Consider the following 14753-nt stretch of genomic DNA (forward strand, 5'->3'; position numbering starts at 1 on the left):
CGAATTCCTCCAGTAGCATGATGCGCCAGGGGGAACCGCCGAGGGGGAGCGGTCATGAGATGTCGCACGCACACGCATGGGGCGGGAAAAGAAACTCGATCACACATAGGGAATGACTGTTCCCTTTTCTTCGTCACTCCAGAACGTATTGGCGATCGCGCGCGGAATTACGCCGCGGCCAGGCTCCCTTTCCGGTGGGAGTGACCGGATGCCGTCAGGATCACCGACACCGGGAGTGGGCAGGGTGATCGCCGGCCGCTATCTGCTGCTGCGGCGGCTGGGCGGCGGTGGTATGGGGCATGTGTGGCTCGCGCATGACCAGCGGCTCGCCTGCGAGGTCGCCCTGAAGGAGATCGTGTTCGGCGATCCGGCCGAGCCCGGCCAGGAGCGGGCGGCCCGGGTCGCCCGGGCCCGCGCGGAGGCCCGGCACGCGGCCGGTCTGCGCGGTCACCCCCATGTGGTGACCGTGCACGACGTCCTGGAGCACGAAGGGCTGCCCTGGATCGTCATGGAGTACCTCGCGGGCGCCGTCGACCTGCGCGGGCGGCTCACCCGCGGCGGCCCCCTCGCCCCCGCCGAGTGCGCCCGGATCGGGCTGGCCGTGCTGGACGCGCTGACGGCCGGGCACGAGCGGGGGGTGATGCACCGGGACGTGAAACCGGCGAACATCCTGCTCGCGCCCGACCGCACCGGTTCGCCGCACGGGCGGGTGCTGCTCACCGACTACGGCATCTCCGTGCAGCCGGACACCGGGGAGACGCGGTACACCGTGGCCTCCGCGCTGGTCGGCACCGCCGGCTATCTGGCACCGGAGCGGGCGACCGGCGGTCCGCCGACTCCCGCGGCGGATCTGTTCTCGCTCGGCTGCACGCTCTACCACGCGGTGGAGGGCCGCGGGCCCTTCGACCGGGAGTCCCCGCTGGCGTCGGTGACCGCCGTCGTCATGGACGATCCGCGTGCGCCGGTACGGGCGGGCGCGCTGGAGCCGGTGCTGCGGAAGCTGCTCGCCAAGGATCCCGGGCTGCGGGCGAGCGCGCCGGAGGTGGAGGCCGAGCTGGCCCGGATCGTGACGCCCCAGTCGGAGGCGTACCCGCGGACGCGGGCCGACCTCGGCTCCCGGCCGCCGTGGGACGCCCCGCCGCCTCCCGTGCCCGAGGCGGACCGGCACGGACGGTCCGGCGCCGGTCACCGCCGCAGCTCCCGCCCGCACGCCGTGCGCGCGCTGCTCGCGGGCGTGCTGGGCACGGTGCTGGCCCTGGGCGGGGCCTGGTACGCGCTGGCCGACCGGGAGGCCGGCGCCGACGGGAGCGTGCTGCCGTACGGCGAGGCGGTCGGGCTGGTGGAGCCGTTGCGGGAGGGCGACTGTGTGCGGGCCGACTGGCCCGGCGGCACCCGGTTCACCGGCACCCCCCGGCTGACCGTCGACCCGACCTGCTCCGACGCGGCTCCCGACGGGCAGGTGATGGCGTCGGTGACGGCCGCGTCGGACGACGAGGCTCGGGAGCGGGGCCCGGCCCTGTGCGAGGAGCGGACCCGGGAGCTGCGCGGCCGGCTGGCCGACGTCCGGGGGCTGGCCGTCGTACCGGCGCCGGGCGGGTTCGAGGCGGCCGGGCGGCGTACCGCGTGTCTGGTGCTGGGGGCGCACGGTCCGGTGTACGGGCCGCTCGGGGACCGGCGCCGTCCCGGGACGGTGTTCGCCGACACGGCGACGATGCAGCGGCGGGACTGTCTGGACGTGCTCGCCCGCCGGGAGGCGCGGCTGGTGTCGTGCGACGGGACGTACGACGAGCAGGTGCTCGGGTTCGCCCGGCTGGGCAGGGACGTCACGCCCGCCGAGGCGCGCACCGGGTCGGATGCGGTGTGTGCGCGCGAGGTTCCGCCGCGTGACTACGGCTTCGACCCGTCGGTCCACGAGGCCGGGTCGTGGGTGGGCGAGAGGTCCTGGAAATCGGGCACACATGTGGTTGTGTGCACCGTGAGGAGGCAGAACGGGGGCACCATGGAGGGAACCGAATGAGGAGGGTGTTGCGATGCCCGGTACCACGAACGGTTCGACGTCGACGAAGACCATGGGAGTGCTCACCGTAGGCGCGCTGGTCGCTGTGACGGCCTACACGGTGGCGCTCGGCAGCAACGGCTGGCTGTGGTTCGGCTGGGTGGTCCTGGGTCTGATCACTCTCGGGATGGTCGCCACCCGCAGCACCTGAGGGGCGTGCGGGGCGGACCTCACCTCGGGGTGAGCCGCCCCGCCAGGTGCACGCCCGGCTGGTACTTCGGCAGCCGGACGGTGATCTTCATGCCCGCGCCCACCGCCGTCTCGATGACGAGGCCGTGGTCGTCGCCGTAGACCTGGCGGAGCCGGTCGTCGACGTTGGACAGTCCGATGCCGCCGGTGGGGCTGGCCTCGTGAGCGAGGATGCGGCGCAGCAGACCGGGGTCCATGCCTGCGCCGTCGTCCTCGATGACGACGAGGGCCTCGGCACCGGCGTCCTGTGCGGTGATCTGGATGTGGCAGGTGTCGGCCTTGCCCTCGAGGCCGTGCTTGACGGCGTTCTCCACCAGCGGTTGGAGGCAGAGGAAGGGCAGCGCGACCGGCAGCACCTCGGGGGCGATCTGCAGGGTGACGGCGAGGCGGTCGCCGAAGCGTGCCCGGACCAGCGCCAGGTAATGGTCGATGGCGTGCAGTTCGTCGGCGAGGGTGGTGAAGTCGCCGTGCCGGCGGAACGAGTAGCGGGTGAAGTCGGCGAACTCCAGCAGCAGTTCACGGGCGCGCTCGGGGTCGGTGCGTACGAACGAGGCGATCACGGCGAGCGAGTTGAAGATGAAGTGCGGGGAGATCTGCGCCCGCAGCGCCCTGATCTCCGCCTCGATGAGACGCGTCCGGGACCGGTCGAGGTCGGCCAGTTCGAGCTGGACGGAGACCCAGCGGGCGACCTCCCCGGCGGCCCGGACCAGGACGGCGGACTCGCGGGGCGCGCAGGCGACGAGGGCACCGTGCACCCGGTCGTCGACGGTCAGCGGGGCCACCACGGCCCAGCGCACCGCGCAGTCGGGGGTGTCGCAGGTGAGCGGGAAGGCCTCCCCCCGGCCGGTGTCGAGGGGGCCGGTGAGCCGCTCCATGATCTCGGTGCGGTGGTGGGCGCCGGCGCCGTCCCAGACGAGGACCTGTTCGCGGTCGGTGAGGCACAGGGCGTCCGTGCCCAGCAGGGAGCGCAGCTTGCGGGCGGATTTCCCGGCGGTCTCCTCGGTCAGGCCCGCGCGCAGCGGCGGGGTGGCCAGGGAGGCGGTGTGCAGGGTCTCGAAGGTGGCGTGCTCGACGGGTGTGCCGAGTCCGGCGAGGCTGGCGGGCCGTGCGGTGCGCCGGCCGATCCAGAACCCTGCCGCCAGCAGGGGCAGTACGGCGACGAGCAGGCCGGCGAGGAAGCCGCTCATGCGGACACCTCCGTACGCAGTTCCTCGGGGAGGTGGAAGCGGGCCAGTACGGCCGCCGTCCCGGGCGGCACCCGGCCGGGGGTGGCCAGGGACACCAGGATCATGGTGAGGAAGCCCAGCGGCACCGACCAGAGCGCGGGCCAGGCGAGCAGGGCGTGCCAGGGCCCCGCGCCCGGGTAGCCGGCCATGGTCGCGGCGACCGCGAGGAACGCGGAGCCGCCGCCCACCAGCATCCCGGCCGCCGCGCCCGGCGGGGTCAGCCGGCGCCACCAGATGCCGAGGACGAGCAGCGGGCAGAACGAGGACGCCGACACGGCGAAGGCCAGCCCCACGGCGTCGGCCACGGGCAGCCCGCCGACCAGGACGCTCGCTGCGAGCGGGACGGCCATCGCGAGCACGGTGCCGAGCCGGAAGTGCCGTACGCCGCGTGAGGGGAGCACGTCCTGGGTGAGCACCCCGGCGACGGCCATGGTGAGTCCGGAGGCCGTCGACAGGAACGCCGCGAAGGCGCCTCCTGCGACCAGGGCGCCGAGGAGGTCGCCGCCCACTCCCCCGATCATCCGGCCGGGCAGCAGCAGGACGGCGGCGTCGGCGTCGCCGGTGAGGGTCAGCTCGGGGGCGTACAGCCGGCCGAGGGCGCCGTAGACCGGCGGGAGGAGGTAGAAGGCGCCGATCAGGCCGAGGACGGCGACGGTGGTGCGGCGGGCGGCCACGCCGTGCGGGCTGGTGTAGAAGCGGACGACCACGTGCGGCAGGCCCATGGTGCCGAAGAAGGTCGCGAGGATCAGCCCGTAGGTGGCGTACAGCGGGCGCTCCTCCCGTGACTCGGCCCGGGAGGGCGACAGGGCGTCGTCGCCGTCGCGCCCGGCGGCGGGGACCTCCGCGCCCTCGGCGAAGGTGAGCCGGGTGCCGCCGTCGATGCGGTGGGTGCCCGCGGACAGGCCGACCTCGGCGCCGTCGTGCGCGCGGCCGTCGACGGTGCCGTCCACCGTGACGGTGAGCGGCCGGTCGAGCCGCAGGTGCAGGGAGTCGTCGATGGTGACCACCCGTTGTTCGCGGAAGGCGGCCGGTTCGTCGAAGGCGTGGCTGGGTGCGCCGTCGCTCTGCCAGGCGAGCACGAGGAAGAGGGCGGGGACGAGCAGGGCGGTGAGCTTCAGCCAGTACTGGAAGGCCTGGACGAAGGTGATGCTGCGCATGCCGCCCGCGGCGACGATGACGGTCACCACGACGGCGACGATCACCGCGCCGAGCCAGTCGGGTGAACCGGTGAGCACGGTCAGGGTGAGCCCGGCGCCCTGGAGCTGGGGAAGCAGATACAGCCAGCCGACACCGACGACCAGGGCACCGGCGAGGCGCCGCACCAGGTGGGAGGCGAGCCGCGCCTCGGCGAAGTCGGGCAGCGTGTAGGCGCCGGAGCGGCGCAGCGGGGCGGCGACGAACAGCAGCAGCACCAGATAGCCGGCGGTGTAGCCGACCGGGTACCAGAGCATGTCCGGGCCCTGCACGAGGACGAGCCCCGCGATGCCCAGGAAGGACGCCGCGGAGAGGTACTCCCCGCTGATGGCGGCGGCGTTGAGGCGGGGGCCTACGGTGCGGGAGGCGACGTAGAAGTCGGAGGTGGTGCGGGATATGCGCAGGCCGAAGGCGCCGACGAGGACGGTCGCCAGGGCGACGAGCGCGACGGCGGTGACGGCGTAGGCGGAGTTCACGGGTGCGGGCTCTCCGGTCTCAGCGGTCCTCGACGAGCCGCACGAAGTCGCGTTCGTTGCGTTCGGCGCGGCGTACGTACCAGCGGGCGAGCAGTACCAGCGGAGGGTAGAGGCCGAAGCCGAGCACCGCCCACTCCAGCCGGCGGGCGTCCGGGGCGGCGGCGAAGACCAGTGGGAGCGGGCCGATGAGCAGGGCGAGGACGGCGAACACCACCAGTCCGGTGCGCAGCTGGATGCGCATCAGGGAACGGACGTAGGTGTGGCCGAGGGTGGTCTGCTCGTCGATCTCCGTGCGCGGGCGGTAGTAGCCGGAGGTCCGGCGGGTGCGCCGGGGCGGACCGGTGACGACCACGCGGCGTTCGGTCGGGTCCTGGGGCATGTGGTGCTCCCCCTGTCTAGCTCGTGGTCCGGCGCATCAGCAGGTCCCGCAGTTCGCGGGCGTGGCGCCTGCTGACCTGGAGTTCCTCGGAGCCGATCAGGACGCTCACGGTGCCCGCGTCGAGCCGGAGCTCGCCGATGTGGCGCAGGGCGACCAGATGGCGGCGGTGGATGCGGACGAAACCGCGGGAGCGCCAGCGCTCCTCCAGCGTGGACAGCGGGATCCGTACGAGGTGGCTGCCCCGGTCGGTGTGGAGCCGGGCGTAGTCGCCCTGGGCCTCGACGTGGGTGATGTCGTCCACGGCGACGAAGCGGGTGACACCGCCGAGCTCGACGGCTATGTGGTCGGGGTCGGGCTCGTGCACGGGGATGCGCGGGGCGGCCTCACGCGGGGTGGTGCCGCGCTGGGCGGCGGCCCGGCGCACGGCTTCGGCCAGGCGTTCCTTGCGCACGGGTTTCAGCACGTAGTCCACGGCCTTGAGGTCGAAGGCCTGGACGGCGAAGTCCTCGTGGGCGGTGACGAACACGATCAGCGGTGGCCGGGCGAACCCGCTGAGCAGCCGGGCGAGGTCGAGGCCGTCGAGCCCGGGCATCTGGATGTCGAGGAAGACGACGTCGATCGCCTCGGGCCCGTCGGGGCCCGACTCCAGGGCGCGGTTGATGCGGCGCAACGCCTCGGTGGCGTCCCCCGCGCCCTCGGCGCTGCCGATGCGCGGGTCCGCGTGCAGCAGGTACAGCAGTTCCTCCAGCGAGGGGCGTTCGTCGTCGACGGCGAGGGCGCGCAGCATGAAGGTGGAGTGTAGGGGTGATTTCCGCGTCTGGACACGTGCCGGACGTGGGCGTCCCTGTCGTGGGCGCCGGTACGCGGGGCCCGTCGGCGCCGCTGGATACAGTGCCCGCATGAACAGCAGGCCCGCTCCGTTCGACGCGCTCGACCGGAAGATCGTCACGGCTCTCATGGCGAACGCGAGGACGTCCTTCGCGGAGATCGGCGCGGCCGTCGGGCTGTCGTCGACGGCGGTCAAGCGCCGGGTGGACCGACTGCGCGAGACCGGGGTGATCACGGGGTTCACTGCCACAGTGCGGCCGTCGGCGCTGGGCTGGCGCACGGAGGCGTATGTCGAGGTGTACTGCGAGGGGGCGGCGCCGCCCCGGCGGCTGGCGGAGGTGGTGCGCAACCATCCGGAGATCGCCGCGGCGATGACCGTGACCGGGGGCGCGGACGCGCTGCTGCACGTACGGGCGCGGGACGTGGAGCACTTCGAGGAGGTGCTGGAACGGATCCGCCAGGAGCCGTTCATCCGCAAGACGATCAGCGTGATGGTGCTGTCCCATCTGCTGCCGGACAGTCCTGAGGCGGGAGTGAGCCAGCCCGCTCCGGACAGCGCACCAGACGTGCGCTGAGCGGACGGAACACGCAGTGATCCTGCGCGAACACGCAGCTCTTGTTCCTTGTCGTCCGTCGAGGTCGGTTCCTACCGTGGAGACACCCCTGTCGGCACCGCATGGAAGCGGAGGAACCCCTCTGTGCCCGGATCCCGTGTGGCGCGCCGACGGCGATACCTCGTCTGCGAACCCAGACACTTCGCCGTCCGGTACGCGATCAACCCCTGGATGCACCCCGACCGTCCCGTCGACGTCTCCCTCGCCCAGCGCCAGTGGCGGACGCTGATCGGCGCCTACCGCGACCACGGACATACCGTGGAGACCGTGAAGCCGGAGCCCGGACTGCCCGACATGGTGTTCGCCGCGAACGCGGCGGTCGTCGTGGAGGGCCGTGTCTTCGGCTCCCTCTTCTCCGCGCCCGAACGGCGTCCGGAGTCCGTGCCCTACGAGGCCTGGTTCAAGTCGGAGGGCTTCGACGTCCAGCACCCCGAGTCGGTGTGCGAGGGCGAGGGCGACCTGGTGCCCGCCGGGCGCTGGATCCTCGCCGGCACCGGGTTCCGCACCACCCCGGAGGCGCACCGCGAGGTGCAGGAGTTCTTCGGTGTGCCCGTGATCGGGCTGAGGCTGGTGGACCCGTACTTCTACCACCTGGACACGGCGCTGTTCGTCCTCGACGACGAGAATGTCGCCTACTACCCGGAGGCGTTCTCGCCGGGCAGCCGCGAGGTGCTCGCCCGGCTGTACCCGGACGCGGTGATCGCCACCCGTGAGGACGCGACGGCGTTCGGTCTGAACTCCGTCTCCGACGGGCGCCATGTGTTCATCTCGCCGGAGGCGACGGCCCTCGCCGACCGGCTCGCCGACCGCGGTTACGTTCCCGTCCCCGTCGACCTGTCCGAGTTCCGCAAGGCGGGCGGGGGCATCAAGTGCTGCACTCAGGAGATCCGCTCATGACCTCTGTCGTCCCCGCGCGTACGTCCGCCGAACTGATCGGCGCGGAGGAGCCCGTCCTCGCGCACAACTACCACCCGCTGCCCGTGGTCGTCTCCCGCGCGGAGGGCGCCTGGGTGGAGGACGTGGAGGGCCGGCGGTATCTCGACATGCTGGCCGGCTACTCGGCGCTCAACTTCGGCCACCGGCACCCCGCGCTCGTCGAGGCGGCGCACCGCCAGCTGGACCGGCTCACCCTCACCTCGCGCGCGTTCCACAACGACCGCCTCGCGGAGTTCGCCGAGCGGCTGGCCGCGCTGACCGGGCTGGACATGGTGCTGCCGATGAACACCGGCGCCGAGGCCGTCGAGAGCGGTGTGAAGGTGGCCCGCAAGTGGGCCTACGACGTGAAGGGCGTCCCGGCCGACCGGGCGACGATCGTGGTGGCCGCGGACAACTTCCACGGCCGGACGACGACGATCGTGAGCTTCTCGACGGACGAGGTGGCCCGCGCCGGGTTCGGCCCCTTCACCCCGGGTTTCCGGGTGGTGCCGTACAACGATCTCGCCGCGCTGGAGGAAGCGGTCGACGAGACGACGGCGGCGGTGCTGATCGAGCCGGTCCAGGGCGAGGCGGGCGTGATCGTCCCGGACGACGGTTACCTCGCCGGGGTGCGCGAGCTGACCCGCCGCAAGGGGTGCCTTTTCGTCGCCGACGAGATCCAGTCGGGCCTGGGCCGCACCGGTCGTACGCTCGCCGTGGAGCACGAGTCGGTGGTCCCGGACGTGGTCCTGCTCGGGAAGGCGCTGGGCGGCGGCATCGTCCCGGTGTCGGCGGTGGTGGCCCGGCGGGAGGTGCTCCAGGTGCTGCACCCCGGAGAGCACGGGTCGACCTTCGGCGGCAATCCGCTGGCGGCGGCGGTCGGCACCGCGGTCGTGGAGCTGCTGGAGACCGGTGAGTTCCAGCGGCGGGCGACGGAGCTGGGCGAGGTGCTGCGCGAGGGCCTGGAGTCGCTGGAGGGCAAGGGCGTCGTCGGCTTCCGCTCCCGGGGCCTGTGGGCCGGCGTGGACGTCGACCCCGCGATCGGCACCGGGCGCGAGGTCAGCGAGCGCCTGATGCGGGAGGGCATCCTGGTCAAGGACACCCACGGCTCCACCATCCGGCTGGCCCCGCCGCTGACCATCACGGCGGAGGAACTCCAGGGCGCCCTGCGCACGCTGGAGAAGGTACTCACCGGAGCCGCCTGAGAGACGGCCGGAGACACCCGCCCCCGTTCGCCGGGGGCGGGTGCACTCCTCCCCCACGTCCGGAGAGCCCCGCCCCCCGTCGAGGGTGAAGATGGGGACAAGAGGTGGTAGACCACTCTCAGCGACAGAGAGGTCGGCCGTGGGCGGACACCAGGAGCAGAACGTGGCCCGGCAGGGGTTCGACGTGGCCGACGCCGCTCCGCTGCTGCTCGATCCGCACGGCATGGTGTCGGGCTGGACCTCTCGCGCCGAGCGGCTGCTGGGATACGGCGCGCAGGCGGTGGTGGGCCGGAAGTTCGCCGAGCTGCTGCTCCCCGACGACGCCGAACGGGTTCCGGACCTGGTCGAGCGGTGCCGTTCCGACGGGAGCTGGGTGGGGCTGATGACGGCCCTGCACCGGGAAGGACACCCGGTCGCCGTGATGGTGCGGGTCACGGCGACCGTGGAGCCGCATGGCCGTACGTCGCTGCTGGTCCTGCTGTCCGAGCTGGCCGGTGCCGCCGGCTGGAGCATGAGCCGCGGCGTGCTGGAGCAGATGGTCACCGGGACGTCCATCGGCATCGCGATCGTGGACACGGATCTGCGCTTCGTGTGGTCCAACGCCGCGCTGGAGCAGTTCGGCGGCGGACCGGCCGAGCGGCGGCTGGGTCTGCGGTTCGCCGACATCCAGCCGGGCCTGAACGCCGATGCCGTCGAGGCGCAGATGCGGCATGTGCTGGAAACCGGCGAACAGGTGGTCGGCTACGAGCACGTCGGCCGCGTACGGTCGGCACCGCTGCGCGAGACCGCGCACATGCTGTCGTTCACCCGCCTCGACGACGAGCGGGGCCACCCGATGGGCGTGTACTACACCGTCGTGGACGTCACCGAACGGCACCGCGCCCGGCAGCGCCTCGCCCTGCTCGACCGGGCCGGCGAGCACATCGGCCGGACCCTCGACATCATGACCACCGCACAGGAACTGGCGGAGATCGCCGTCCCGGGGCTCGCGGACTTCGTCACCGTGGACCTGCTGGAGACGGTCCTGCGGGGCGCCGAACTCCCGCCGGGGCCGCTCAGCGACTCCGCCCGGGTGCTCCTGCGCCGCGCGGGCCACCTCTCGCTGTACGAGGACCTGCCGCGGACGGCCGTGGACGCCGGCGCGGTCGTGACCTACCTGGCCGACTCCCCGCCCGTGCGGTGTCTGACCACCGGCCGGTCCTGGCGTTGGAACAGCTCGACCCGCTCGCCCTGGAGTGGGCCGAGGGCACTCCGGGCGCCCGGGAGTCCACGTTCCTGGAGCTGGGGCTGCAGAGCGTGATGATCGTCCCGATCCGGGCCCGGGGCGTCACTCTGGGTGTCACCACGTTCTTCCGTCGCCGCCGCCAGAACGCGTTCGACGCCGATGACCTCAGTCTGGCCGAGGACCTCGTCTCCCGCGCCGCCGTCTGCGTGGACAACGCCCGGCGCTACACCAGGGAGCGGGACGCCGCGCTCGTCCTCCAGCGCAGTCTGCTCCCTCGCCGGCTGCCCGAGCAGGACGCCGTCGAGGTGGCCGCCTGCTACCGCCCGGCCGACGAGCTGACGGGGCTGGGCGGCGACTGGTACGACCTCATCCTGCTGTCGGGTGCCCGCGTCGCCCTGGTCGTGGGCGAGGTACCGGGGCACGGCATCGACGCCGCCGCGGCCATGGGGCGGCTGCGCACCGCCGTACGGACACTGGCCGCGATCGATCTGCCGCCCGAGGAGGTGCTGGCGCATCTGGACGACCTCGCCTCCCGGGCGGCGGGGGACGAAGGCGACGGGGAGCCCGGCGAAACGCCCGGCAGGTCCCTCGGTTCCGGCTGCCTGTACGTCGTCTACGACCCGGTGGACGGTCACTGCACGATGGCCGCCGCCGGTCATCCCGCGCCCGCCGTGGTGGCGCCGGACGGCACGGTCGCCTTCGTGGACCTGCCACAGGGCCCGGCGCTCGGTGTCGGCGGTCCGCCGTTCGAGGCGGTGGAGATGACGCTGGCCGAGGGCAGCACGCTCGCCCTGCACACGGACGGTCTGCTGGCCCGGGAAGGGCCCCCGGCCGCCGAACCGGACCGGGAGCCGCTGCGGCAGGCGCTGGCGAGGGCGCCGGCCTCACTGGAGGTGAGCTGCAGGGCCGTCGTCGACGCGCTGGTGCCGGCCCGCCCGTACGACGACGTGGCCCTGCTGATGGCACGTACCCGACGTCTCGACCCGGAGCAGGTCGCGGTCTGGGACCTGCCGGCGGATCCGGCCGTGGTGGCCGAGGCCCGCAGGACCACCAGCCGGCAACTGGCCCGCTGGGGGCTGGACGAGCTGGTCTTCACCACGGAGCTGGTCGTCAGCGAACTGGTCACCAACGCCATCCGGCACGCCGCCGGGCCGGTCAGGCTGCGACTGATCCGTGAGCGCGCGCTGGTGTGCGAGGTGCACGACGGCGGCGCCACCGCGCCGCATCTACGGCATCCCCGCGCGATGGACGAGGGCGGGCGCGGACTGCTGCTGGTCTCCCAGCTGGCCCAGCGGTGGGGTACCCGGTTCGTGCCCGAGGGGAAGATCATCTGGGCGGAGCAGTCCCTGACCGCACCGCCGGGATGAGGGGCCCGCGCTCAGTCGCCGGGCGGGGAACCGGGGCGGGTGCCGTCGAGCCGTTCCGTCCGTTCCACGTTGCGACGGTCCTCGGGGTCGTCGCTGGGCGACGCCGTGAACCAGGCGTCGAGGATCTCCCTGAGCAGCGGGGCGGACGTCAGCCGCAGGCTGAGCGCCAGGACGTTGGCGTCGTTCCAGCGGCGCGCGCCATCCGCCGTGTAGGCGTCCGTGCACAGGGCGGCCCGTACGCCCGGCACCTTGTTCGCGGCGATCGAGGCGCCCGTACCGGTCCAGCAGCACACCACCGCCTGGTCGGCCGACCCGTCGGAGACCTCGCGGGCCGCCGCCTCGGAGCAGACCGCCCACTGCGGGTCGTCCCCGGGGCGCAGCGCCCCGTGCGCGCGTACCTCGTGGCCGCGGTCGCGCAGTTCGGCGAGGAGAGCGCGGGCCACGGGTTCGTCCATGTCGGAGGAGACGGAGATCCGCATGCTGCGGAGCCTACTCCCCGCGGTGCGCGACCCGGCGGGCGCAGCCGTCCGGCCCGGGTGGTTCCGGGCGCGTCGAACGTGGTGCCGGGCCGCACCCTCCGGTCCTAGACTGACATCTCACGACGTGCCGGACGACCTGCTGGAACGCGGCGGCACTGCCCGTTCGCCGGAGTCGAGGAGCGTGCTTTTGTTCTATTATCTGCTCAAGTATGTGCTACTGGGCCCGCTGCTGAGACTGGTCTTCCGGCCGCGAATACAGGGCCTGGAGCACGTTCCGGCGTCCGGCGCCGCCATCGTCGCGGGGAACCATCTGTCCTTCTCGGACCACTTCCTGATGCCGGCCGTACTCAAACGACGCATCACCTTTCTCGCCAAGGCCGAGTACTTCACCGGCCCCGGACTCAAGGGCCGGCTGACGGCGTTCTTCTTCCACAGCGCGGGCCAGATTCCCGTCGACCGCTCCGGCAAGGAGGCCGGACAGGCCGCCATCCGTGAGGGCCTGGGGGTGTTGAGCAAGGGGGAACTGCTCGGCATCTACCCGGAGGGCACACGCTCGCACGACGGCCGCCTGTACAAGGGCAAGGTGGGCGTCGCGGTGATGGCGCTCAGGGCGGGCGTACCGGTGATCCCCTGCGCGATGATCGGCACGTTCGAGGCGCAGCCGCCCGGCAAGGTGATTCCCCGCATCCATCCGGTGGTGATCCGGTTCGGCGAACCGCTGGACTTCTCGCGCTACGCGGGGATGGAGAACGAGAAGGCGGTGCTGCGCGCCGTCACCGACGAGATCATGTACGCCATCCTCACGCTGTCCGAGCAGGAGTACGTCGACCAGTACGCCGCCGTCGCCAAGGCCGAGGAGGCCGAGCGCACGGCGGAGGAGAAGCGCCGGTTCCCGCGCATGCCGTCGAGGTGATCCGCAGGGAGCGGACGAGGGGCGGCCGGAGAGTTCCGGCCGCCCCTCGTGCCGTACGGCGGCGATGCTACGGCTTCGGCGTGGCGTGCGGCGCGCAGGTCACGTCGGACCGGTCGAGCTCTCCGGTGAGCAGATAGGTGTCCACCCGGTCGTTGACGACCCTTCTTTGCCAATCCGATAACCCGATAAGAAGGTTCCATCAATCGGACACCGGGGCGAGGAGGGCCGCCGCCCCGTCGAGGATGCGGCGCAGCCGCAGCGGATCCGGTGCCACTGCGGTCACCAGCGCGGCGGGCCCCGGAAGGGGCAGAACGGCGGCGCCCTCGTCCAGTTCCCTCGCGGCAACCGGCTTGTCTTCGAACTCGGGCTGCACGAGGAGCAGTTGCCCGACCGCTCGCAGTCCGCCCAGTACGGCCGGACCGTCCCAGCCGCCCGGCGCCCCCGGACCGCAGGCCAGTTCCTGATCGAGGACGGTGCGCCCCGCGATCCGTACGGTCAGACGGGTGGTGAGCCGTCCGGGTTCCTCCCCGGCCCGCCCCAGCACCTGCTCCTCACGCAGCACGAGCCGGGCCCCGTCGTCGAGATCGGCGTGCGTGGTGGCCAGCAGCCCGCTTCCCCTGACGGAGATCAACTGCTCCGGAAGCCAACGGAGTTCGCCTCCGCGGGCGACGGTCAGTCGTACGTCGTAGCGCGCCTCGGTCCCGTGCTGGCCGGGCAGGGCCAGGGTCGCCGCGGCCGACCCGACCCGGAGGCGGGCTCCCGGCCGGACGTCGGCCCGCACCGTGAGCCGGTCACCGCCGAGGGGGCCGCTCATGGCACCGACGAGCAGGACGTGTGCCTCGCCGCCGGTCCCCCGCGTCCGCCGCAGGGCCAGCGGCCCGTCGCCCTCGAGCTCCGGCAGGCAGGTCCCGCCCCGGCCGTCGGCGCAGGCCCGGACGCGGGCGACGGCCCGTACGCCGGCGGTGTTCATGCCGTCCACGCGGCGAGCCGCTCCCGCACCCAGGCGGCGACGTCCCGCGCCCCCTCCTCGCTGCGCAGCGACTGGAACACCACGGGGAGGCCGTCCCGTTGGGCCCGGGCGTCGGCGGCCATGCGGGCGAGGTCGGAGCCGACGTGCACAGCGAGGTCGGTCTTGTTGACGACCAGGAGGTCGGCGGTGGTCACGCCGGGCCCGCCCTTGCGCGGGATGTCGTCCCCGCCGGCCACGTCGATCACGAAGATCTGGGCGTCGACGAGCCCTTTGGAGAAGGTGGCGGTGAGATTGTCACCGCCGGACTCGACGAGGATCACATCCAGCGGGCCGACCTCGTCCTCGAGGTCCTCCACCGCTTCCAGGTTCGCGGAGATGTCGTCCCGGATCGCGGTGTGCGGGCAGGCCCCGGTCTCCACCGCGGTGATCCGCTCGGGAGGCAGCACCGCTTCGCGGAGCAGGAACTCGGCGTCCTCCCGGGTGTAGATGTCGTTGGTGACGACGGCCAGGGACACCTCGTCGCGCAGGAGCCGGCAGAGGGCGGCCACGGTGGCGGTCTTCCCGGACCCCACGGGCCCACCGAGTCCGATGCGCAGGCCCCGCCGCACCCCGTCGGGCCGGCGGGCGTCGGCACCGACGACGTCCGGCCCGCCGTGGGAGAGGGAATGACCGAGATGCATGGAAGCCTCCAGTGGTCGGCCCGTCCGGCGCGTGCGG

13 protein-coding genes and 1 pseudogene are annotated in these 14753 nt (G+C 72.9%); 7 read left to right on the forward strand and 7 right to left on the reverse strand.

Annotated elements, in window-relative coordinates; genetic code table 11:
• The first annotated feature begins 208 nt into the window (after positions 1-208).
• Positions 209-2017, forward strand: coding sequence for a serine/threonine-protein kinase (locus ACZ44S_RS15415; protein ID WP_466928844.1), 1809 nt, complete (start codon positions 209-211; stop codon positions 2015-2017).
• 13 nt (positions 2018-2030) lie between these two features.
• The gene (locus tag ACZ44S_RS15420) at positions 2031-2207 is read left to right on the forward strand and encodes a membrane protein (protein ID WP_037934856.1); all 177 of its coding nucleotides are present in this window, start codon (positions 2031-2033) and stop codon (positions 2205-2207) included.
• Positions 2208-2226: 19 nt separating this feature from the next.
• On the opposite strand, the gene ACZ44S_RS15425 is transcribed toward ACZ44S_RS15420, so the two are convergent.
• Genes ACZ44S_RS15425 through ACZ44S_RS15440 form a run of 4 tightly spaced genes read right to left on the reverse strand, consistent with a single transcriptional unit; the run spans position 2227 to position 6307 of the window.
• Positions 2227-3432: a sensor histidine kinase gene (locus ACZ44S_RS15425; protein WP_466928847.1), complete on the reverse strand. Its 1206-nt coding sequence runs from the start codon at positions 3430-3432 to the stop codon at positions 2227-2229.
• Entirely contained in the window at positions 3429-5141 is a 1713-nt protein-coding gene (locus ACZ44S_RS15430; protein WP_466928850.1) for a sodium/solute symporter, read from the reverse strand. Before ACZ44S_RS15430 ends, ACZ44S_RS15425 begins: the two co-directional genes overlap by 4 nt.
• A gap of 19 nt (positions 5142-5160) precedes the next feature.
• Positions 5161-5520: a hypothetical protein gene (locus ACZ44S_RS15435; protein WP_190163606.1), complete on the reverse strand. Its 360-nt coding sequence runs from the start codon at positions 5518-5520 to the stop codon at positions 5161-5163.
• A gap of 16 nt (positions 5521-5536) precedes the next feature.
• Entirely contained in the window at positions 5537-6307 is a 771-nt protein-coding gene (locus ACZ44S_RS15440; RefSeq protein WP_466928852.1) for a LytR/AlgR family response regulator transcription factor, read from the reverse strand.
• 112 nt (positions 6308-6419) lie between these two features.
• On the opposite strand from ACZ44S_RS15440, the gene ACZ44S_RS15445 reads away from it, so the two are divergent.
• The 4 genes and pseudogenes from ACZ44S_RS15445 (at position 6420) to ACZ44S_RS15460 (ending at position 11674) form a co-directional block, all read left to right on the forward strand.
• Positions 6420-6923, forward strand: a complete 504-nt coding sequence (locus ACZ44S_RS15445) for an Lrp/AsnC family transcriptional regulator (RefSeq protein WP_466928854.1) — start codon at positions 6420-6422, stop codon at positions 6921-6923.
• Positions 6924-7046: 123 nt separating this feature from the next.
• A complete protein-coding gene (ddaH, locus tag ACZ44S_RS15450) occupies positions 7047-7859 on the forward strand; it encodes a dimethylargininase (protein WP_466928857.1) in 813 nt (270 codons plus the stop codon).
• Positions 7856-9082, forward strand: a complete 1227-nt coding sequence (rocD, locus tag ACZ44S_RS15455) for an ornithine--oxo-acid transaminase (RefSeq protein WP_466928861.1) — start codon at positions 7856-7858, stop codon at positions 9080-9082. Before ddaH ends, rocD begins: the two co-directional genes overlap by 4 nt.
• Positions 9083-9221: 139 nt before the next feature.
• A pseudogene (locus ACZ44S_RS15460) lies at positions 9222-11674 on the forward strand (SpoIIE family protein phosphatase).
• A gap of 11 nt (positions 11675-11685) precedes the next feature.
• Here ACZ44S_RS15460 and ACZ44S_RS15465 read toward each other — a convergent pair.
• Positions 11686-12153 (reverse strand): RpiB/LacA/LacB family sugar-phosphate isomerase, encoded by a 468-nt coding sequence (locus tag ACZ44S_RS15465; RefSeq protein ID WP_466928864.1) that lies wholly within the window; start codon positions 12151-12153, stop codon positions 11686-11688.
• Between the two features lie 187 nt (positions 12154-12340).
• Between ACZ44S_RS15465 and ACZ44S_RS15470 the strand changes: the two genes are divergently transcribed.
• Positions 12341-13066 carry a lysophospholipid acyltransferase family protein gene (locus tag ACZ44S_RS15470; protein WP_466929182.1) on the forward strand — a complete coding sequence of 242 codons (726 nt, stop codon included), beginning with the start codon at positions 12341-12343 and terminating at the stop codon, positions 13064-13066.
• 199 nt (positions 13067-13265) lie between these two features.
• On the opposite strand, the gene ACZ44S_RS15475 is transcribed toward ACZ44S_RS15470, so the two are convergent.
• Both ACZ44S_RS15475 and ureG read right to left on the reverse strand, forming a co-directional pair.
• Complete coding sequence (locus tag ACZ44S_RS15475; protein ID WP_466929185.1) at positions 13266-14036, reverse strand: urease accessory protein UreD; 771 nt, start codon at positions 14034-14036, stop codon at positions 13266-13268.
• On the reverse strand, positions 14033-14716 hold the full coding sequence (gene ureG, locus ACZ44S_RS15480; RefSeq protein ID WP_466928867.1) for an urease accessory protein UreG: 684 nt from the start codon (positions 14714-14716) through the stop codon (positions 14033-14035). The genes ACZ44S_RS15475 and ureG overlap by 4 nt, the downstream gene beginning before the upstream one ends.
• Positions 14717-14753 lie beyond the last annotated feature (37 nt).

The sequence above is a fragment of the Streptomyces malachitofuscus genome (assembly GCF_055571035.1).

Excerpts from the sequence above, each read along its gene's own strand:
- ACZ44S_RS15435 (WP_190163606.1), bottom strand. The coding sequence starts at position 5,520 with ATGCCCCAGGACCCGACCGAACGCCGCGTGGTCGTCACCGGTCCGCCC.
- ureG (WP_466928867.1), bottom strand. The coding sequence starts at position 14,716 with ATGCATCTCGGTCATTCCCTCTCCCACGGCGGGCCGGACGTCGTCGGT.
- ACZ44S_RS15420 (WP_037934856.1), top strand. The coding sequence starts at position 2,031 with ATGCCCGGTACCACGAACGGTTCGACGTCGACGAAGACCATGGGAGTG.
- ACZ44S_RS15440 (WP_466928852.1), bottom strand. The coding sequence starts at position 6,307 with ATGCTGCGCGCCCTCGCCGTCGACGACGAACGCCCCTCGCTGGAGGAA.
- ACZ44S_RS15475 (WP_466929185.1), bottom strand. The coding sequence starts at position 14,036 with ATGAACACCGCCGGCGTACGGGCCGTCGCCCGCGTCCGGGCCTGCGCC.
- ACZ44S_RS15425 (WP_466928847.1), bottom strand. The coding sequence starts at position 3,432 with ATGAGCGGCTTCCTCGCCGGCCTGCTCGTCGCCGTACTGCCCCTGCTG.
- rocD (WP_466928861.1), top strand. The coding sequence starts at position 7,856 with ATGACCTCTGTCGTCCCCGCGCGTACGTCCGCCGAACTGATCGGCGCG.
- ACZ44S_RS15415 (WP_466928844.1), top strand. The coding sequence starts at position 209 with ATGCCGTCAGGATCACCGACACCGGGAGTGGGCAGGGTGATCGCCGGC.
- ACZ44S_RS15445 (WP_466928854.1), top strand. The coding sequence starts at position 6,420 with ATGAACAGCAGGCCCGCTCCGTTCGACGCGCTCGACCGGAAGATCGTC.
- ACZ44S_RS15465 (WP_466928864.1), bottom strand. The coding sequence starts at position 12,153 with ATGCGGATCTCCGTCTCCTCCGACATGGACGAACCCGTGGCCCGCGCT.